The sequence below is a fragment of the Glaciimonas sp. PAMC28666 genome, from assembly GCF_016917355.1.
Taxonomy (GTDB): Bacteria; Pseudomonadota; Gammaproteobacteria; order Burkholderiales; family Burkholderiaceae_D; genus Glaciimonas.
Genome location: NZ_CP070304.1, coordinates 1,575,246 through 1,592,958, shown reverse-complemented (window position 1 = coordinate 1,592,958; position 17,713 = coordinate 1,575,246). Strand labels below are relative to the sequence as shown.

General features: G+C 50.9%; 18 protein-coding genes. 15 read left to right on the top strand and 3 right to left on the bottom strand.

What is annotated here, in order from left to right; translation table 11 throughout:
* Positions 1 to 9: 9 nt before the first annotated feature.
* The 8 genes from JQN73_RS06750 to coq7 all read left to right on the top strand — a co-directional run bounded on the left by JQN73_RS06750 (position 10) and on the right by coq7 (position 7,736).
* The gene (locus tag JQN73_RS06750; RefSeq protein ID WP_205322339.1) at positions 10 to 771 is read left to right on the top strand and encodes an AAA family ATPase; all 762 of its coding nucleotides are present in this window, start codon (positions 10 to 12) and stop codon (positions 769 to 771) included.
* Positions 764 to 1,801 (top strand): dihydroorotase, encoded by a 1,038-nt coding sequence (gene pyrC / locus JQN73_RS06745; protein WP_205322338.1) that lies wholly within the window; start codon positions 764 to 766, stop codon positions 1,799 to 1,801. The genes JQN73_RS06750 and pyrC overlap by 8 nt, the downstream gene beginning before the upstream one ends.
* A gap of 188 nt (positions 1,802 to 1,989) precedes the next feature.
* Positions 1,990 to 2,610 (top strand): ANTAR domain-containing response regulator, encoded by a 621-nt coding sequence (locus JQN73_RS06740; protein WP_205322337.1) that lies wholly within the window; start codon positions 1,990 to 1,992, stop codon positions 2,608 to 2,610.
* Positions 2,611 to 2,965: 355 nt separating this feature from the next.
* On the top strand, positions 2,966 to 4,240 hold the full coding sequence (locus JQN73_RS06735) for a CmpA/NrtA family ABC transporter substrate-binding protein (RefSeq protein WP_205322336.1): 1,275 nt from the start codon (positions 2,966 to 2,968) through the stop codon (positions 4,238 to 4,240).
* 215 nt (positions 4,241 to 4,455) lie between these two features.
* Positions 4,456 to 5,250 carry a nitrate ABC transporter permease gene (ntrB, locus tag JQN73_RS06730; RefSeq protein WP_240162526.1) on the top strand — a complete coding sequence of 265 codons (795 nt, stop codon included), beginning with the start codon at positions 4,456 to 4,458 and terminating at the stop codon, positions 5,248 to 5,250.
* Positions 5,251 to 5,334: 84 nt separating this feature from the next.
* Positions 5,335 to 6,147, top strand: coding sequence for an ABC transporter ATP-binding protein (locus tag JQN73_RS06725; RefSeq protein ID WP_205322334.1), 813 nt, complete (start codon positions 5,335 to 5,337; stop codon positions 6,145 to 6,147).
* A gap of 67 nt (positions 6,148 to 6,214) precedes the next feature.
* Entirely contained in the window at positions 6,215 to 7,051 is an 837-nt protein-coding gene (locus tag JQN73_RS06720; RefSeq protein ID WP_205322333.1) for a DUF3025 domain-containing protein, read from the top strand.
* A gap of 58 nt (positions 7,052 to 7,109) precedes the next feature.
* Positions 7,110 to 7,736 carry a 2-polyprenyl-3-methyl-6-methoxy-1,4-benzoquinone monooxygenase gene (coq7, locus tag JQN73_RS06715; RefSeq protein ID WP_205322332.1) on the top strand — a complete coding sequence of 209 codons (627 nt, stop codon included), beginning with the start codon at positions 7,110 to 7,112 and terminating at the stop codon, positions 7,734 to 7,736.
* Positions 7,737 to 7,878: 142 nt separating this feature from the next.
* On the opposite strand, the gene JQN73_RS06710 is transcribed toward coq7, so the two are convergent.
* A complete protein-coding gene (locus JQN73_RS06710; RefSeq protein ID WP_205322331.1) occupies positions 7,879 to 8,325 on the bottom strand; it encodes an OsmC family protein in 447 nt (148 codons plus the stop codon).
* A gap of 619 nt (positions 8,326 to 8,944) precedes the next feature.
* Between JQN73_RS06710 and rplM the strand changes: the two genes are divergently transcribed.
* The 6 genes from rplM (at position 8,945) to erpA (ending at position 13,044) form a co-directional block, all read left to right on the top strand.
* Entirely contained in the window at positions 8,945 to 9,373 is a 429-nt protein-coding gene (rplM, locus tag JQN73_RS06705) for a 50S ribosomal protein L13 (RefSeq protein ID WP_205322330.1), read from the top strand.
* A 9-nt stretch (positions 9,374 to 9,382) separates the two neighbouring features.
* Entirely contained in the window at positions 9,383 to 9,775 is a 393-nt protein-coding gene (gene rpsI / locus JQN73_RS06700) for a 30S ribosomal protein S9 (RefSeq protein WP_108442889.1), read from the top strand.
* A 382-nt stretch (positions 9,776 to 10,157) separates the two neighbouring features.
* Positions 10,158 to 11,195, top strand: coding sequence for an N-acetyl-gamma-glutamyl-phosphate reductase (argC, locus tag JQN73_RS06695; RefSeq protein WP_205322329.1), 1,038 nt, complete (start codon positions 10,158 to 10,160; stop codon positions 11,193 to 11,195).
* A 94-nt stretch (positions 11,196 to 11,289) separates the two neighbouring features.
* A complete protein-coding gene (locus JQN73_RS06690; protein ID WP_240162458.1) occupies positions 11,290 to 11,991 on the top strand; it encodes a DUF6776 family protein in 702 nt (233 codons plus the stop codon).
* A 110-nt stretch (positions 11,992 to 12,101) separates the two neighbouring features.
* Positions 12,102 to 12,554, top strand: a complete 453-nt coding sequence (locus JQN73_RS06685) for a polymer-forming cytoskeletal protein (RefSeq protein ID WP_205322327.1) — start codon at positions 12,102 to 12,104, stop codon at positions 12,552 to 12,554.
* A 130-nt stretch (positions 12,555 to 12,684) separates the two neighbouring features.
* Positions 12,685 to 13,044, top strand: a complete 360-nt coding sequence (erpA, locus tag JQN73_RS06680) for an iron-sulfur cluster insertion protein ErpA (RefSeq protein ID WP_108442886.1) — start codon at positions 12,685 to 12,687, stop codon at positions 13,042 to 13,044.
* Between the two features lie 236 nt (positions 13,045 to 13,280).
* Here erpA and JQN73_RS06675 read toward each other — a convergent pair whose 3' ends face one another.
* Positions 13,281 to 14,444: an anhydro-N-acetylmuramic acid kinase gene (locus JQN73_RS06675; RefSeq protein ID WP_205322326.1), complete on the bottom strand. Its 1,164-nt coding sequence runs from the start codon at positions 14,442 to 14,444 to the stop codon at positions 13,281 to 13,283.
* A gap of 243 nt (positions 14,445 to 14,687) precedes the next feature.
* The gene (locus JQN73_RS06670) at positions 14,688 to 16,049 is read right to left on the bottom strand and encodes a M23 family metallopeptidase (protein ID WP_240162457.1); all 1,362 of its coding nucleotides are present in this window, start codon (positions 16,047 to 16,049) and stop codon (positions 14,688 to 14,690) included.
* Positions 16,050 to 16,410: 361 nt separating this feature from the next.
* Here JQN73_RS06670 and tyrS point away from each other — a divergent pair, with 361 nt between their 5' ends.
* Positions 16,411 to 17,685, top strand: coding sequence for a tyrosine--tRNA ligase (gene tyrS / locus JQN73_RS06665; RefSeq protein ID WP_205322324.1), 1,275 nt, complete (start codon positions 16,411 to 16,413; stop codon positions 17,683 to 17,685).
* The last annotated feature ends 28 nt before the right edge of the window (positions 17,686 to 17,713 follow it).

Sequence of the window (17,713 nt, the reverse complement as noted above, 5' to 3'; positions counted from 1 at the left end):
GACGATGTCATGCTTGCTGCTAAACCCTATCTTCGTGCCTTAAAAATCATTCCTTCCAGGGAAATTGATTTCGATGCCTATCCGTTTTGCATTCCGGCAGTCCGAGCGATAGAGCGGCTGGATTTTCATCCTGATGTAACGTTTTTAGTCGGTGAAAATGGTGCGGGAAAATCGACGCTAATGGAAGCAATGGCCGTCGCGTGGGGGTTCAATGCCGAAGGTGGTAATCAAAATACCGCTTTTTCAACAGCGACCGCGCATTCAGATTTGTACACGTATTTACGTACGGTTAAAAGTTTCAAGCGCCCTAAGACAGGTTATTTTTTGCGTGCAGAGAGCTTTTTTAACGTTGCCTCCTATATCGCAGAATTGGAACCCGGCTCACATGGAGCGATTGGCGCATCTTACGGTGACAAGCCCTTGCATCAACAATCGCATGGGGAGTCCTTTTTAGCGTTATTGCAAAACAAATTTCGGCCAGACGGATTTTATATACTGGACGAACCGGAGTCCGCGCTTTCGCCCAATCGGCAATTAGCAGCGCTGGCGATCATTCATAAACTGGTGCAACGAAACTGTCAGTTCATTATCGCTACACACTCCCCGATTTTGCTGGCGTATCCAAACGCTAAAATTTATTTGCTGGATCAAAGCGGCCTGACAGAAACGCGCTATGAAGACACCGAACACTATACGATCACCCGGCATTTCCTGAATAATCCGGCAGCCATGCTGGACCAACTTTTAGCAGAAGAGACTGACGATGACTGATATCCTGACCATCACCCGACCAGACGACTGGCATCTACACTTGCGCGATGGCGATGTATTGGCAAGCGTGTTGCCGGACAGCGCGCGCCAGTTTGGACGCGCAATTGTCATGCCGAATTTGAAGCCGCCGGTGACGACCGTCGCGCAAGCCGCGGCCTATCGAGATCGCATTTTGGCGGTGGTGCCGGAAGGTGTAGCGTTCGAGCCATTGATGACGCTGTACCTGACCAACAACACGCCGCCGGACGAAATTCGGCGCGCGAAGGACAGCGGCTTTGTGCATGCTGTAAAGCTTTACCCGGCTGGCGCCACTACCAACTCCGATGCCGGTGTTTCGGATCTGACCAAATGCTACAAGACGCTGGAAGTCATGCAGGAGCTTGGCATGCCGTTTTTAGTGCACGGCGAAGTCACCGATCCGACCGTCGATATTTTCGACCGTGAAGCTGTTTTCATTGAACGGGTTATGCAGCCGTTGCGTCAGGATATGCCAGAGCTGAAAGTAGTTTTTGAGCACATCACTACCAAAAACGCGGCGGAATATGTCGCGAGCGCCGACGGTCCGATTGCTGCGACCGTCACTGCGCATCATTTACTGTACAACCGCAATGAAATTTTTAAAGGCGGAATCCGTCCGCATTATTATTGCTTACCGATTTTGAAGCGCGAGATCCACCGTCTGGCGCTGGTGCAAGCCGTGACCTCAGGCAGCGACCGATTTTTCCTCGGTACCGATTCAGCGCCCCATCCTAAGGGTCTTAAAGAGCACGCATGCGGGTGTGCGGGTTGCTATACTGCATTACACGCCCTGGAACTTTACGCGCAAGCTTTCGACCAGGTGGGCGCACTTGACCAATTAGAAGCATTCGCCAGTTTCAACGGCCCTGCGTTCTACAACCTCCCGCGCAATGCAGGGTTTGTCACCTTAAAGCGTCAAGCCTGGACCATTCCCGCCGAACTGCCGATGGGAGGGTCAACGGTCGTGCCATTGAACGGCGGTGAGTTAATTAACTGGCAACAGGTTGATTGATCGCCTTCGCTCCTGCATGCAAGCAACGTTTCCCTGGCATCCGCGGCAAATCGCACTGGCTGGTGCGATTTTTGCATACGAAAGAAAGGCAGTGGCGTCTCAATGGGTTGTTGTGTTGCTAAGTACTGCCTGCTTTACGCCTTTTAAGATGCAGTTCCGACTAAACGATGTTTCACCGGGTTTGTCGCATGCATAGCTTACGTATCGTGGTTGTCAACCCGGTCGCCATAGAGGGCGACACTGATCCTGCCTTCATCGCGCAGGCCGCGCGTAGTCACGCCCTACGGATCGGATTGCTGGAGGCTGGCTATAACATTATTGCGTCATTACCAGCGGATCTTTATTTGCCTGAACGGATCGCGCAGTTGCAACCGGACATGATCATTATCGACGCTGAGTCCGATGCGCGAGACGTACTCGAACACGTCGTCATCGCCACCCGCGACGCCCGCAGAGCGATTGTGCTATTCACGGAGGACGAAAAAAAATCCAGCATGGAGGCCGCTATGGCAGCCGGAGTTTCCGCTTACATCGTGGCTGGTCTGCAAACGGCGCGTATCAAGCCGGTATTGGAGGTAGCGATGCTGCGCTTCAATCAGGAGCAGAAGCTCTTGACTGAACTGTCGGATACGAAAATCAAATTAGCCGACCGCAAGATCATTGATCGCGCTAAAGGATTGTTGATGGAGCGTCAGCAACTGAGCGAGCAAGATGCTTATAAGAAATTACGTCGACTGGCGATGGATAAAAATTTGAAGCTATCTGAAGTAGCGCAACGGATTATCGACGCCAGCGATTTGCTGGGATAGCGTTCACGCGAACGGTTTTCCGATTCCTTCTTTCATTCCCACGTTTTTCTCCCGTCTGATTCCATCTGGTTCCCTGCGGCAATACTCTCAATTTCTTTCAAATATTGCACCAATAAAAGCTAACATTTTTGGTGCGGCGCACACAGGCAGTGCGCATTTGACCGCGCCTATTTACTAGTTGCTCTAAGGAATGCTGGCACGTTGCTTGCATAAGAACTAGGGCGCGCCAATGCTGGCGCAACTGGATATGGCCAACGGCGGTCTGTTCAACTAAGACAAAGGTGTCTTCCTGCGATGATCAGTCAGCGCGGGACGACACTTTTTTTGTTGGAAAAAACAAAGTGGAGCTACCGTAATGGATGCAAAGAACGTCGTGCTAAAGAACGCTCCGGTTGCATTAGAAAATGTTAAGCGCCCTCAACTCATTCAAACAGCAACGATTGCCGCAGGAGCGAGTATGTTGGGACTATCAAGTAGTGGCGTTTGGGCGGCAGGTTCGGATAAACCGGAAAAAACCGAAGTCAAAATTGGTTTTATTCCGCTTACGGATTGCGCCTCAGTGGTCATGGCATCGGTGCTTGGTTTCGATAAAAAATACGGTATCAAAATTGTTTTAAGTAAAGAGGCATCCTGGGCTGGTGTGCGCGATAAGCTTGCCAATGGCGATCTGGATGCAGCACATGTGCTATCCGGCTTGATTTACGGGGTGCAAATGGGCATCGGTGGCCAGAAGAAAGACATGGCCGTATTGATGGGCCTCAATAACAATGGGCAAGCCATTACTTTGTCAAAAAAACTGGCTGACAAAGGTGCTATAGATGGCCCTTCGCTCGCAAAATTGATGGCGACCGATAAGCGTGAATACACCTTTGCCCAGACGTTTCCAACCGGTACGCACGCCATGTGGCTGTATTACTGGATGGCCGCCAATGGCATTGACCCAATGAAAGATGCGAAGGTCATTACCGTGCCACCTCCGCAAATGGTCGCCAATATGCGTGTCGGAAATATGGATGGCTTCTGCGTTGGCGAGCCGTGGGGTCATCGCGCTATCGTTGATGGTGTCGGCATTACCGCAATCACTACGCAGGAAATCTGGAAAGACCATCCGGAGAAAGTATTGGGTGCCACCGCAGAATTCGTAAAGAAAAATCCGAATACCTGTCGCGCCCTGATTGCTGCGGTACTTGACGCCAGCAAATGGATTGACGAGTCGCTTGCGAACAAGAACAAGATGGCAGAAACGATTGCTGATAAATCGTACGTCAACACCAGCAAAGACGTCATTGATCAGCGCATCATGGGCCGCTATCAGAATGGACTTGGTAAGACCTGGGACGATCCGAACTATATGAAATTCTATAACGGCGGCCTGGTGAACTTCCCCTACCTGTCGGACGGCATGTGGTTCATGACGCAGCATCGCCGCTGGGGTTTGTTGAAGAGCGACCCTGACTATCTGGCAGTCGCCAGGTCGGTCAGTCAGATCGATCTTTACAAAGAAGCTGCTGCGATGACAAAGACCAGCGTGCCGAAAGATCCGATGCGCAGTTCGAAGCTGATGGATGGCGTGGTCTGGGATGGAAAAGATCCTAAAGCCTATGCTGCTTCATTCAAGATAAGGGCCTGAGCGCGGCCGTGGCTGAACGAGAAAGCGAATACTTCAGATCCAATACCTCGATTAATTCAGGAGTTCTAATGAACGCAATCGTCAATTCCGCCACGGGTGCAAAAAGCCACGGCTCTGCAATCGAAGCGGGCGGGGTTACACCAGTGGAGGCGGGCCCCGCTGCAGCGAAGGAAGCAGAGGCTTTGCCATTGATTGTTAAGTCGCCAGGCAAGGTAATGCGCCGTCGCAGCAGTCTGAGCCCGGTAGTAAGAGCAGTCCTCGCACCCTTGACAGGCTTGGTATTTCTGGTCTTGATTTGGCAACTGATTGCCATGAGTAACAGCCAATTCCCGACGCCGCTGGTGACGTTGAAGGAAGCGATAAAATTATTTTCGGACCCGTTTTATAGGGTCGGTCCAAATGATCAAGGCATTGGCTGGAATATCCTGGCGTCGTTACAGCGCGTGGCAATCGGATTCGGTCTGGCGGCCATAGTCGGCATTCCGTTGGGCTTCATGATTGGACGTTTCAAATTTTTGGCCAGCATGTTTGGACCGATCATCAGTTTGTTGAAACCGGTCTCCCCGTTGGCCTGGTTGCCGATTGGTTTGCTGGTTTTCAAGTCCGCCAATCCTGCCGCTATCTGGTCGATTTTCATTTGCTCAATCTGGCCGATGGTGATTAATACCGCCGTAGGTGTCCAGCGCGTGCCGCAGGATTATATGAACGTCGCGCGGGTATTAAATTTGTCAGAATGGAAAATCGTGACCAAAATACTTTTCCCCTCAGTGCTACCTTACATGCTGACCGGCGTGCGACTGGCAATAGGCACCGCGTGGCTGGTGATCGTGGCCGCTGAAATGTTGACCGGAGGAGTGGGTATCGGATTTTGGGTTTGGGATGAGTGGAATAATCTGAACGTGCCGCACATCCTCATCGCCATCGTGGTGATCGGCGTGGTGGGACTTCTGTTGGAACAACTTCTGGTCGCATTGGCGAAGGCCTTTACTTACGAAGAAGTTAGCAGCTAATTGGATTGCAAGCAAATTGCGTGAATCGGCCGCCAGAAAAAAGGCAAAACAATTGCTGCACGGTAGCGACACATGGGGAAAAAAATGGCACTGCGCGACGAAAAGTTTATTGATATTCATCAGGCTGAAATGGTGTTTCACACACGCAAGGGTGACTTCCACGCACTGCGTGAAATAAATCTCACCGTGCAGAAGGGCGAGTTCGTCACATTGATTGGTCACTCGGGGTGCGGCAAATCAACGTTGCTTAATCTAATTGCGGGATTGTTGGAGCCGAGCGCAGGTGTCTTGCTTTGTGCAAATCGAGAAATAGCCGGGCCGTCGCCTGAACGGGCTGTCGTGTTTCAAAACCATTCGCTACTGCCATGGTTGAGTTGTTATGAAAATGTTTTTCTCGGTGTTGAACGGGTATTTTCGGCCACTGAAAACAAGTCCCGGCTGAAAGAGCGCACCAATGCTGCACTGGCGCTGGTTGGCCTGACTGCTTCGGCGCAAAAGCATCCCAACGAAATTTCCGGAGGGATGAAGCAGCGCGTAGGGATCGCGCGCGCATTGGCAATGGAACCGAAAGTGTTGCTGATGGATGAACCATTCGGTGCCTTGGATGCGCTCACGCGGGCTCACTTGCAAGATGAGTTGTTGAAGATCGTTGCGAAAACAGAATCGACCGTGGTGATGGTGACTCACGACGTCGATGAGGCGGTCCTTCTATCCGACCGCATCGTCATGATGACTAATGGGCCGGCTGCAACCATCGGTGAAATCGTTGAGGTTGATTTGCCACGCCCGCGCGACCGAGTGGCACTCGCTCTGGATTCTTCGTACGCCGAATACAGAACGACGGTGCTTGAGTTCCTGTACCGCAAACAAGTACGTTTAACGGAAAAGGCCGCCTGAACCAAACGGTTATCGACAGTTATAAAGAATTGGGTAGGCGCTGCCGCGCGCTGTAAAATGTGCGGAAATGTCCACCACGCCAACCTTTTCAGCACCGCACTTTCTCGATGTCATCGACTGGCGACAGCCTTGGCTCGCGCCTTTGCGGGCCAGCGCTACGCTGATCGGCACGCATAACTGGCGTCTTGCAATCAACAATATCGCCGCTGCCCGCGATGTACGTAATCTCAACGGCTCGCCGATTACCTTTGTACCGCAAGCGGCTTTACCTGCCGGCGTCGCCTATGAAGCATTCATCAGCGATACCGGGAATGTGCCTACGCGGGAAAATCTGCACGATTTTTTTAACGCGCTGATATGGCTCTCCTTTCCGTTGATAAAGGCGCGGCTGAATGCGTTGCAAGCCGCCGAATTATCTAAAGCCGGGACCTTGTCCGGGAGCGGCAAACCGCGCGGGGCAGCGCGTGACGCGGCAACCATCTTTGATGAAAATGCGGCGCTATTGGTGGTGCGCGCAGGCTCCGCCTGTCAGGCATTGATTTCAGCACTCCGGGAGCATCAATGGTCCGAGGCCTTTATCGCGCAACGTTCCGTATTTGATGTGGATGCGCAAGTAATGTTATTCGGTCACGCGTTAGTGGAGAAATTGGTTTTCCCCTATAAGGCAATTACGGCGCACACGCTGATATTGGAAGCACCGGATGAATTTTTTACGTTAGGTTCCGAAGCTCGGAATGATTGGGTTGATCAATATACCGCCGCCCATTTAATGGTGCATGGAATGACGATTGGGCAATTGACCCCAGTACCTGTCCTCGGCGTGCCAAATTGGTGTGGTGGTCAGGATCAGGCATTTTATGGTGATGTCACAGTATTTCGGCCAAAACGCAAACCGGCGCTGTAGGAAACTTGTCCTCCCCTGATAAAATCGGTGTATTACAACCATTGAGTGTTCGACAACCATGCCATTCTTAGACAAAATTATTGTTGATTTTGATCGTGCTTTGCGCGTGATGGGCGGCATAGCATCGGCATCGCGCCCGAATCCGGCATCCCGGATAGTGGAGGCTGTGCTGGACGCTGATCAGCAGCGCCATAGCGCCGGTCTGATGCGCATCAATCATGTCGGCGAGGTCTGTGCCCAGGCGCTGTATGACGCGCAGGCGCGATTTGCGCATGACCCGTCTGTGAAGCAACAGTTTATTGACGCGGGGCGCGAAGAGGAAGACCATCTGGCATGGACCGCAGAACGTTTACGTGAGTTAGGGTCACACATTAGTTTACTCAACCCACTTTGGTATGTCGGTGCGTATGCGTTGGGAACGGTGGCAGCCCGATTGGGCGATACCCGCAGTCTTGGATTTGTTGTTGAAACGGAGCGCCAGGTGGAGGCGCATTTGACCAGCCATCTGACCGAGCTACCAGAGCAGGACGCAAAATCGCGGGCGATTGTCGACAAGATGCGAGAGGATGAAGTCTTGCATGGCGCCGCCGCTAAAGCGTTGGGAGGCACGGTGCTGCCGTTTCCAGCTCGCAAGGCGATGCAGGCGATGTCGAAAGTCATGACGAGTATTGCTTATTACATTTAGGTATTTTTGGCTGCCGATCCTGCCTTGGTCAGATTAGTGTCAAATCGGTATCGAGCAGGACTTCGCGCACGCCTTCGAACGCGCGCTTCGCGTGGAGAACAACTCTGCGCGGGGTTTTGGACGAATCGCTTACTGTAGCGATTTAACTGGTCGGCGGAAGCTCTGCGAGATCGTCTACGATGTCATAGGAATGCGTCATTTCGGCGGTCTTTTCTAACATGATCGAAGCTGAGCAATATTTTTCATGCGATAACTTAATGGCGCGTTCTACCACGTTAGGCTTTAGGTTACGGCCACGCACGGTGAAATGAAAATTAATCCTGGTGAACACTTTAGGGTCTTTTTCGGCACGTTCAGATGTCATCTTAACTTCGCAACCGCGAATATCCTGTCCGCTTTTTCGCAGAATCAACACAACGTCGTAGGCGGTGCAGCCGCCGGTTCCTGCGAGGACTAATTCCATTGGGCGCGGTGCAAGATTGCGGCCGCCTCCATCCGGCGCACCATCCATCGTGACTGCGTGACCGGAGCCAGTCTCAGCCAAAAAAGTCATACCGGACAAACCGGTCCAGCGTACTGTGCATTCCATATATTCTCGCAGAGGTTAAATAATAGTAAGAGTTTAACTGCTCTTGTTGAAAGTCTGCTGCAGACGCCAGACATTATTGAGCTGCATAAAAATGCTGCAATGCATCATTTTTATGCAAGATAAACGTATATAGATAGTTGAAATATCAATGCAAATATAAACGCAGCATAGCTTTCATAGATAGAGGGGGCCAAATAACGGGAATAATTAATTTTTGGTTTTGTTCTTGCGCTGCACAATTTCGTCTGCTAGTATGGGTTTAACGATTGGTGCATCTGATGCGCGCAATCAACCTTGTCTCCTCCACACTCCTCGTAGCGTGGATTCAAACCCGAAAAGCTGTTCGGGTTTTTTTTTGCCCCTATTTAAAGATAGAGCAGGCACGCGTCCCCCCAAATTACAACAGTTTGATCGGCCGTTACAGGAAATACGCCGGATACATAATTGAATTTGACGCCAAGTCCTTGAAAACGTTATAATTTACGGCTTTTCCGTTTGCTCAGGAAAAGATTACAAGGCAGAGTCTGGCGCTAAAAGCAACATAATGACACCGCAGTGTGGTGTTGTTAACGGTGCCGGAACCACCATTTGAGCGAATTAAACTAGTTAGGAAGTCAACATGAAAACTTTTTCCGCTAAAGGACATGAAGTCCAGCGTAATTGGTACGTGGTTGACGCGACGGACAAAGTCCTCGGACGTGTTGCCAGCGAAGTGGCACTCCGATTGCGCGGCAAACACAAACCTGAATTTACTCCGCACGTCGACACTGGCGATTTCATCGTCGTTATCAACGCTGGCAAATTGCGTGTTACTGGCGCAAAAGCAACCGACAAGACATATTTCCGTCACTCCGGTTATCCAGGTGGTATCTACGAAACCAATTTCCAGAAAATGCAACAGCGTTTTCCAGGTCGTGCGCTAGAAAAAGCGGTCAAGGGCATGTTGCCTAAGGGCCCGCTTGGCTACGCCATGATCAAGAAGCTGAAAGTGTACGCAGATGGCTCCCATCCGCACTCTGCGCAGCAACCATTAGTACTTGAACTCTAAGGAATCGACATGATCGGTAACTATAATTACGGAACCGGCCGTCGCAAGAGTGCAGTTGCGCGCGTCTTCATCAAGTCCGGCTCAGGTCAAATCATCGTCAACGGCAAGCCAGCGAATGAGTATTTTTCGCGCGAAACCGGTCTGATGGTTATTCGTCAACCACTGGTCCTGACTAACAATGTCGAAACTTTCGACATCAAAGTCAATGTCAGCGGTGGAGGCGAGTCTGGCCAGGCTGGCGCGGTGCGCCACGGTATCACTCGTGCATTGATCGATTACGATGCAACTTTGAAGCCGGAACTGTCAAAAGCTGGTTTCGTCACACGTGATGCACGTGAAGTTGAGCGTAAAAAAGTCGGTCTGCGCAAAGCACGTCGGGCAAAACAGTTCTCGAAGCGTTAATATTTACTTCTGGAATCATGAAAAACCGCCTGGCTTGCGCCCGGCGGTTTTTTTTTTGCTTTATGCGACTTTGGCTTAAGTTGATGGCGATTATTGGCGGAAAAAAGGCATATTAAGCAAACGCAGTGTAGTATTTTGTCTTTAGCATAAACGCGGAGCCTTGTTGCTGGGAAATAGAGTGGCCGAGGCTGTTAAAATAATCGACACCTAGAGACCCAACGAACGCAAGCTGTACTCCGCCGTAGTTAAAACGCACCCTTGAAAGGCGCCCGTTTATGCGTAATCAGTGCGGGTTATTTAAAATTGAATGTTGAAATTTTAACGATTCTGTTATCAAATTGGTATTTTACAATGCCATTTAAGCTTATATGGAAAGACAAAAATGATTAAGGTTGGAATTGTTGGCGGCACGGGATATACCGGCGTCGAGTTGCTGCGTTTGTTGGCAACCCATCCACAGGTGCAACTTATGGCCGTTACCTCGCGCAAAGAGGATGGAACGCCGATAGCCGATATGTATCCGTCATTGCGCGGACGCATTTCGTTGGCCTTTTCCAGCCCAGAAAACGCGCATTTGGAAGAATGCGATGTCGTATTCTTTGCGACCCCGCATGGCGTTGCCATGGCGCAGGCACCAGCGTTATTGGCGGCCGGCGTTAAGGTGATCGATCTGGCGGCGGATTTTCGTTTGCAGGACACAGCGGTGTTTGAGAAGTGGTACAAGCTGTCGCATAGCTGTCCCGATTTGCTGAAAGAAGCGGTTTACGGTTTGCCTGAGCTAAATCGCGCAGCAATTAAAGGCGCCCGCATTGTCGGTAATCCCGGCTGTTACCCCACCACCATGCAGTTAGGTCTTGCCCCTTTACTCAAAGCTGGAGTGATCGATGCCTCTAATTTGATCGCCGACTGTAAGTCCGGTGTGTCTGGAGCGGGTCGTAAGGCGGAAATTCCAATGTTGTTTTCCGAGGCAAGCGATAACTTCAAAGCATACGGTGTTTCGGGCCATCGACACTTGCCTGAGACGCTGGAGCAATTGTCCAAGCTGACCGCAGATAAGGTCGGCATGCTGTTTACGCCGCATCTGGTGCCAATGATTCGCGGCATGCATGCAACCTTGTATGCGCGCCTGAATCAAAAGATGGACAACCTTGCCCTGCAGGCGTTGTTTGAAGATGCCTACAAAAATGAACCTTTCGTCGATGTAATGCCGTTCGGTGCACATCCCGAAACGCGTTCAACTCGCGGTTCGAATATGTTACGTATTGCATTGCATCGTCCTAATGATGGCGACACGGTAGTGGTGTTGGTCGTCCAGGATAATCTGGTGAAGGGCTCGTCCGGCCAGGCTGTTCAGTGCATGAACCTGATGTTCGGTCTGGAAGAAACGATGGGTTTAATGCATGTTCCTGTCATGCCATGATGGCAGTTGACCGGTTGCGCGGGAAGTTCGTCATCGTGGTGCGATGACGGGGATATTTCGGCGGCGACGACGAACCTCGATTTCAGCATCTAAAATGAGCGTTAAAAGCCATTTTTCATGGCAGTCGAAGGTGGTGTGTTTAGTCGCGGTGGTTGGAATGGGGGTTGGCCTGAGTTTTTGGGCGTATCATTTCGGGAAAAATTTTTCCGGCACAAACGGCCGATCCACTGCAAGCCTCGCCTCGCCCGATCTGGCGACGTTGAAGCAAGAGATCGCCAGACTGACTGTAGAACGTGATCGATTTTCAAGCGTGGTCAACGCGGCTGAAAGTGAGTCAAATATTGCCCAGGCAACGCAAGTCCAGTTGAGTAAACAGATTGCCAGCCTGGAAGTTGATAACGCGCGGTTAAAAGAGGATCTGGCCTTTTTCGAAGGATTACTTCCAACTGCTACCGGCAAAGACGGTATCGCCATTCAGCGCCTGAGCCTCCAGTTAATCGCGCCGACCCAACTACGTTACCGCTCGTTGATCATGCGAGGCGGAAAAATTGGACGAGACTTTATCGGCGACGTTCAAATTGTCGTGACTGCGGCGGTGCGCGGAAAGAGCGTGGTCTTAACTTACCCTGAAAAAAATGCAAATGTAGTCGATAAAGCTGGGTTTCAGCTGGATTTTAAATACTACCAGCGGATAGATGGCGTGGTAATACTTCCGGATGGGGCGGTCGTGAAAACATTGCAAGCAAGAGTCCGTGAAAAAGGTACGGTTTTGGCGCAGCAAACCGTGGAGCTATAGGGCAGGCATGCTGTCTATTATCCGTTCTGTAGGTGGGTGGCAATAATGTTCAAGACGCCCCAATAAGTAAACGAAAGTAAGTTTCACCACGTTGGCATTAGAGGAATGACATGTTTAACCGCAAAGTAAAAAGTACTATCGACAGTTTGATTGGTTCGACTACCAGTATTCATGGCGATGTACATTTCAAAGGTGGACTACGCATTGACGGGCACATTAAAGGAAACATTCTGGCTGAAGATGGATTGCCGTCAATGTTGGTGATTTCTGAAAAGGCCAAGGTAGAAGGCGAAATACGTGTAGCGCATCTTGTCGTCAATGGTGAAATCGTTGGTAATGTGTACTCCTCGGATTTGCTTGAACTACAACCAAAAGCCCGTATTAACGGAGACGTGAAGTACAAGGCGCTGGAAATGCATAGCGGGGCACTGGTAAGTGGAAAGTTGACACATGACCAGGTGGCGGAGGTGCCAACCTTCAATTTGCTGGAAGCGCGAGCGGTTCCGCAGATTTCCCAGGCCATTTCAGGACCAGAATTGCCAGGCGGCACTGAGACTGCGTAGAAGCTTTAGCGGTAGGAAACTGTTAAATTGGCGTAAATACGTCACTGGTGTGGCAAGCTAATGCGTCGTCATGCATGATTGTCGCTAAAAGCCTATAATGAAGTATTGTATGTTCCCGCAGGAGCTTGAAATGAATGCTGTCGCTGAAATCCAAGATGTTGTATCCCCAATTCTTTTTTCTGATAGTGCAGCCTCGAAAGTGGCGCAACTGATCGAGGAAGAGGGTAATCCAGATTTAAAATTGCGCGTTTTTGTGCAGGGTGGCGGTTGTTCAGGCTTCCAGTACGGTTTCACATTTGATGAAATCGTTAACGAAGATGACACTACCATGACCAAAAACGGTGTCCAGTTATTGATCGACTCAATGAGTTATCAATATTTAGTCGGGGCTGAAATCGACTACAAGGATGATTTGGAAGGTGCGCAATTTGTGATCAAAAATCCAAATGCGACCACCACTTGCGGTTGCGGATCCTCTTTCTCGGCCTAATACTTATCGCTACTTATCGCTACTTATCGCTACTTATCGCTACTTACCGCTACGTAAGGGCAAATTAGCTCAGCAGAATTGTGCGGCCAACGGTGGCCGCGAATTGCTGTGAGTTTTTTTACGTTTTCCTCAGGCTAATGCAGCTATATTTTGCTGAGCAGAAATTCAAAAGACACTTAGGTTATCGACCTTAGTGTCTTTTTTAATTTACGTCTATCGCGCTGTGAATCTGGCCATCATCCTGCAGGGTAAAGTGCGCCTAAAATACGAGGGCCGGCAGCACCTGTCACGCCCGGAAGATTCCCTGGCAAACGAAGATCAAAACGCTGAGCTAACCAGGCGAACGCCAATGCCTCAACATGGTTCGGTGCGATACCGAGGGCTTCAGTCGATTCGACCTGAGCCAGCACCCCGTGTTTTCCAAGCGCGCGGCCTAACATCTGCATAAGGTAGGGGTTGTAGGCGCCGCCTCCGCAAACGACAACCATTTTAGCGTCTGGCGCGTGGAGCGCAATAGCGTCGGCAATGGTTGCAGCCGTGAGGGCCGCCAGAGTGGCCTGTACGTCTGCCGGTGCAAACTGCGGAAACAGTCCCAGTTTGGTTGCTAACCAGGCTTCATGAAATAGGTCCCGTCCGGTACTTTTAGGCGGTGGCAGCGCAAAGTAGGGTTCATTAAGACAAGCCTTCAACAGCGGCGCCAGTGCAGTACCGCTGGCCGCCCATGCGCCGTTTTCATCGTAATCCTTGCCCAGATTCAGCTTCACCCAAAGATCCATCAATACGTTACCGGGGCCGGTATCAAAGCCAATATCCAGAGCATTGCCTTGGCCCTTTATGTGTTGCCGCAGGATGCTAATGTTAGCCACGCCACCAATGTTCACGACCACACGCGTTTCAGCAGGGTCGGCAAACACTGCCTGATGGAAGGCCGGTACCAAAGGGGCACCTTGACCGCCAGCGGCAATATCGCGGCTGCGAAAATCGGCAATGACATCAATCCCGGTAAGCTCTGCCAACAGTGCAGGGTTATTCGTCTGGCGAGTAAAACCCAGCTCCGGCCGATGGCGGATGGTTTGACCGTGTACCCCGATGGCGCGAACTTCGCTAGCACGCAGACCGGCGTCGACGAGCAGGCGCTCAACGCAGGCAGCGCAATGGGTTGCGAGGGTGTTGGCGACCAGTGATTCTCGCTCAATTTCATTATCGCCACTTTGTTGAAGCGTCATCAACTCCCTGCGCAAGGCAGCAGAAAAAGGCACATAAGCGGATGCCAGCGTTGTTGCCGGATGTTGATTCGCGACATCGCTGGGGAATGATGCCATGACACCGTCTATCCCATCGAGGCTCGTGCCAGACATGAGCCCAATGTATAAAGTGGTATTCGCGTTTTGCGTAGTCATAAGAAACTCGTTGTTGGATCACCTGATTTTACAAGGACTTGTCCTGAATTTGTCAGCTGATCGCTCGGTTTTATCGGGAGTAAAACATGCACACTGGCTTTCTTTTACTGGATTTCCTGCACCCAAGAGGCGAGAGGACTATAGGCGCGATGGCCCACTCACACCCGTCCATCCGGAGAGTTCAGAATAATCTACCAACGGTTTTTTTGAAGCGGTAAAAGGTGAAAAGTATTATTTTGATGGTCAGGACTTCGCTGCTGCAGGGGCAACTTTATTCAGCGCAGTCTTCGTTGTATCGGGTTGGAGCAGATCGAAGCGATGGGACATTTCGGTTGCTACAGCACGAAAACGTTGTAGCTTGGGACCGGCGAGGGCTTGCATGGTTGGTGCCACCACGGTCATCGGATCGAGCGGCTTATTCGCCACACGATATTCATAATGGAGATGCGGCCCGGTCGCCCAACCTGTCATGCCGACAAAGCCAACGACGTCGCCCTGACTAATCTTGCTGCCGCGGCGAAAACCCGTCGCAAAGCGGCTCATGTGTGCGTACACAGTCGAGATGTTCCCGGCGTGTTTTAAAATTACTACGTTGCCATAGCCATTTTGTACTCCGACAAAGTCAACCACGCCGTCACTTGCTGCATGGATAGGGGTTCCGGTAGGTGCCGCGAAATCGACACCGCTATGCATTTTCCAACCACCCAAAATTGGATGTGTGCGCATGGAAAATCCGGAGGAAATACGCGTAAAGGCCAACGGCGATTTCAAGAAAGCCTGTTTCAGGGAGGAGCCATCAAAGCCGTAGTAGCCGCCGCCCTGGGTACTTTTCGGGTCGTCAAACCAGACCGCCTGAAATGTTTTCCCTGCGTTGACGAATTCGCCCGCGAGGATGCGGCCAGCACGCACGAACTGACCATTCTGCCAAAATGTCTCATAGGCAACGTTAAAGCGATCGCCGCGTTTCAGGTCTGACGAAAAATTGATGTTGGTGCCGAACATATCGATAATTTGTGCCGATACGGTATCAGGAATTTCGGCATCATCGGTCGCCGCAAATAGTGACGAACGGATGACGCCCGAATGCATTTCGATGCGCTTTTCCAGCGTTGACGTTTCTTCTGCGGCGCTAAATTTGTCGCCATTACGCGTCACAACCAGATTTTTTGGTGCGTCCCCGTCGGTTCGGGTTGCGCGCATCCACTGCAAATCGCCTTCAGCATCGGTTTGAGCTTGCACCATGCTGCCCGGCTTAAGGCGTAACATGTTGCGGGCGGTAGTGTCGGATTTAATGAAGTTTGTAGCAGCGGAATCGCTAATTCCTAATCGAGTCATCAACGCGGCCAAGGTGTCGCCAGCGCGCATTTTATCTTCCGCCACGTAGAGGTGATCCTGAGATTCGAGCGTGCTAATCTGCTGATGCAGACTCGGTAACATCAGTTCTTCTGCAATGGCTCTGACGTGAATGTCTGAACTGTCCGGGGTGATGGGTGCTACACCTGCTGCGCCAAAGGCGCAGACAACGAGAAATAAGGCGGAAGCCGAAACAATACGGGTTTTACGCGATGAACCAGTCACTAGCGTGAGGCTGGGACGAATGTTCATCAATTTATCTTTAAAGGACATATTGCTTACGTTAAAATTTGCCGTTTGTACCGATTCTCGTTAATGTTCTTCTGTTGACAGACACTATGGCAGGGTTTAAGGAATCGAGCATTGTAGCAGATCACAATTTGATGATAGCATAAATGCTAAATAATTAACTTTTATGTGCCGTAAGGATTCGCGGAATTTCTCAGGTCCAGTGCGGGCTTCAATCATGCTTTCCACGCTAATTGCGCTCTATTTCAGACACAACATGATCAATAGCCGGCTATTGATACTGCGAATCCGGTAAAATCTGTCTTCGCCCAGCGCATTTTTTCGCTTCGATCCCGTCAGTTCGACTGACTCCTAGAAATAAACTATGTCTTTAACTTCCCCGAATACCTCGCCTGTATTACCAGTTAATGCAGCCGCTGAAAACAAATCGCTGGTCCTTTCCGACAAAGTTCAGGAAGCGTTGGCCATCACCAAACGCGGTACTGAGGAATTGCTGATTGAGGCGGATTTTGCGCGCAAGCTGCAGCGCTCGGAACTAACGGGCAAGCCTCTTCGGATCAAACTGGGACTCGACCCTACCGCTCCTGACCTTCATCTCGGTCATACCGTCGTCCTTAACAAGATGCGTCAGTTGCAGGATTTGGGCCATAACGTCATTTTTCTCATTGGCGATTTTACGTCGATGATCGGCGATCCCTCGGGCCGTAACATTACGCGACCGCCTTTGACACGCGAGCAGATTGAAGAAAACGCCAAGAGCTATTTCGCGCAAGCCAGTCTGGTGCTGGACGGAGATCGTACCGAAATTCGTTATAACTCGGAGTGGTCGGATAAGTTGGGCGCGCGCGGCATGATTCAGTTATCCGCTAAATATACGGTCGCCCGGATTTTGGAGCGCGAAGATTTTACCAAGCGCTACAAGGCGGGTACGCCGATTTCGGTCCACGAGTTGTTATATCCGCTGATGCAGGGTTACGATTCGGTCGCCCTGGAATCTGACTTGGAGCTTGGCGGAACTGACCAAAAATTCAACCTGTTGGTTGGGCGAGAGCTACAAAAAGACTACGGACAAGAGCCACAATGCATCCTTACCATGCCATTGCTGGAAGGCCTGGACGGCGTTGAAAAAATGTCGAAATCAAAGGGTAATTACATCGGTATTACCGAACCGGGTAATACGATGTTTGCGAAAATCATGAGTATTTCGGACGTCATGATGTGGCGTTATTATGAGTTGCTATCCTTTAAATCGCTGGCTGAGATTGCTGGATATAAGTCACAAGTCGCGGATGGCGGGAATCCACGCGATATCAAGGTCGCACTCGCGCAGGAAATCGTCGCCCGTTTCCATAGTCAGCGAGCGGCGGAGGAAGCGCTTGCCGATTTCGTGAATCGCGCCAAGGGTGGAATTCCCGACGATATCCCGGAAGTGCATATCAGCGGTGCGCCAATGGGCATCGGTCAGCTAATTAAGCAGGCTAATTTGTGTCCATCCAGTTCAGAGGCGCTGCGCATGGTTGAACAGGGCGGCGTCCGCGTTGATGGAGCGGTGATCAGTGACAAGGCGTTAAAAGTTGATGCGGGCACGCTGGTAGTGCAGGTGGGTAAACGCAAATTTGCGCGGGTAATCCTGAGTTAAGTCGTCTTGGATTCTCTTCTTGGGTTCA

What these genes read in the sequence shown, in the direction of transcription:
- JQN73_RS06750 (WP_205322339.1), top strand. Translation starts at nt 10, where the DNA reads ATGCTTGCTGCTAAACCCTATCTTCGTGCCTTAAAAATCATTCCTTCC.
- pyrC (WP_205322338.1), top strand. Translation starts at nt 764, where the DNA reads ATGACTGATATCCTGACCATCACCCGACCAGACGACTGGCATCTACAC.
- JQN73_RS06740 (WP_205322337.1), top strand. Translation starts at nt 1,990, where the DNA reads ATGCATAGCTTACGTATCGTGGTTGTCAACCCGGTCGCCATAGAGGGC.
- JQN73_RS06735 (WP_205322336.1), top strand. Translation starts at nt 2,966, where the DNA reads ATGGATGCAAAGAACGTCGTGCTAAAGAACGCTCCGGTTGCATTAGAA.
- ntrB (WP_240162526.1), top strand. Translation starts at nt 4,456, where the DNA reads ATGCGCCGTCGCAGCAGTCTGAGCCCGGTAGTAAGAGCAGTCCTCGCA.
- JQN73_RS06725 (WP_205322334.1), top strand. Translation starts at nt 5,335, where the DNA reads ATGGCACTGCGCGACGAAAAGTTTATTGATATTCATCAGGCTGAAATG.
- JQN73_RS06720 (WP_205322333.1), top strand. Translation starts at nt 6,215, where the DNA reads ATGTCCACCACGCCAACCTTTTCAGCACCGCACTTTCTCGATGTCATC.
- coq7 (WP_205322332.1), top strand. Translation starts at nt 7,110, where the DNA reads ATGCCATTCTTAGACAAAATTATTGTTGATTTTGATCGTGCTTTGCGC.
- JQN73_RS06710 (WP_205322331.1), bottom strand. Translation starts at nt 8,325, where the DNA reads ATGGAATGCACAGTACGCTGGACCGGTTTGTCCGGTATGACTTTTTTG.
- rplM (WP_205322330.1), top strand. Translation starts at nt 8,945, where the DNA reads ATGAAAACTTTTTCCGCTAAAGGACATGAAGTCCAGCGTAATTGGTAC.
- rpsI (WP_108442889.1), top strand. Translation starts at nt 9,383, where the DNA reads ATGATCGGTAACTATAATTACGGAACCGGCCGTCGCAAGAGTGCAGTT.
- argC (WP_205322329.1), top strand. Translation starts at nt 10,158, where the DNA reads ATGATTAAGGTTGGAATTGTTGGCGGCACGGGATATACCGGCGTCGAG.
- JQN73_RS06690 (WP_240162458.1), top strand. Translation starts at nt 11,290, where the DNA reads ATGAGCGTTAAAAGCCATTTTTCATGGCAGTCGAAGGTGGTGTGTTTA.
- JQN73_RS06685 (WP_205322327.1), top strand. Translation starts at nt 12,102, where the DNA reads ATGTTTAACCGCAAAGTAAAAAGTACTATCGACAGTTTGATTGGTTCG.
- erpA (WP_108442886.1), top strand. Translation starts at nt 12,685, where the DNA reads ATGAATGCTGTCGCTGAAATCCAAGATGTTGTATCCCCAATTCTTTTT.
- JQN73_RS06675 (WP_205322326.1), bottom strand. Translation starts at nt 14,444, where the DNA reads ATGACTACGCAAAACGCGAATACCACTTTATACATTGGGCTCATGTCT.
- JQN73_RS06670 (WP_240162457.1), bottom strand. Translation starts at nt 16,049, where the DNA reads ATGAACATTCGTCCCAGCCTCACGCTAGTGACTGGTTCATCGCGTAAA.
- tyrS (WP_205322324.1), top strand. Translation starts at nt 16,411, where the DNA reads ATGTCTTTAACTTCCCCGAATACCTCGCCTGTATTACCAGTTAATGCA.